Below are 818 nucleotides of genomic sequence, written 5' to 3'. Positions count from 1 at the left end.
TCCTCATCTGTTAAGTCTGTACGTGCATCTATTTCGGCAGTCTTAGCTTTCAGAGCTTCGTCGATGGCTTGTTTGGCTGCTGACTTCGCTACTGGTTGTGGATCTATAGCTTTTAATTCTATTGTTCCAGTTGACTGAGCTTGATTGACTTCGGCATCTGTTGTTGCTTTGTCGATTGCTTCTTTTGCTGCGTCAGCTTTGGCTTTTGCATCTAATTTAGCCACAATTTTCTCTTCGTCTGTTAAGTCTGTACGAGAGTCGATTTCATCAGTTTTAGCTTTCAGAGCTTCGTCGATGGCTCCCTTAGCTGCTGTCTTCGCTACTGCATCTGGGTTTACAGCTTTTACTTCTGTTGTTCCAGTTGACTGAGCTTGATTGACTTCGGCATTTGTTGTCGCGTTGTCGATTGCATCTTTCGCTGCGTCGGCTTTGGCCTTAGCTTCTGCTTTGGCTTTGGCTTTTTCTTCTACTGTTAAGTCATTGTTTGCTTCAATTTCTTTAATCTTCTCAGCTAACGCGTCTTCCACTGCTTTCTTAGCTACTGGTTTTGCTACTGGCGTTGGAGTTACATTGTTTACTTCTGTTGTTCCATTAGCCTTAGCTTGGTCCACTCCTGCGTTTGTTGTCGCATTATCAATCGCAGTCTTCGCTGCGTCTGCTTTGGCTTTAGCTTCTTCTTTAGCCGCAGTCTTCTCTTCGTCTGTTAAGTCATTGTTTGCTTCAATTTCTTTAATCTTCTCAGCTAACGCGTCTTCCACTGCTTTCTTAGCCGCTGGTTTCGCTACTGGCGTTGGAGTTACATTGTTTACTTCTGTTGT

General features: G+C 43.9%; 1 protein-coding gene. It reads right to left on the bottom strand.

Going from position 1 to position 818, the window contains the following annotated elements:
- The coding region (locus tag NMM26_RS09530; protein ID WP_254754489.1) for a DUF1542 domain-containing protein at nucleotides 1–818 on the bottom strand (818 nt) is incomplete at both ends.

The organism is Streptococcus sp. CF7_Ac1-8 (assembly GCF_024295435.1).
GTDB lineage: Bacteria > Bacillota > Bacilli > Lactobacillales > Streptococcaceae > Streptococcus > Streptococcus mitis_AP.
The sequence above is the reverse complement of the archived record's forward strand: the minus strand, read 5'-3'. Positions and strand labels throughout refer to the sequence as shown.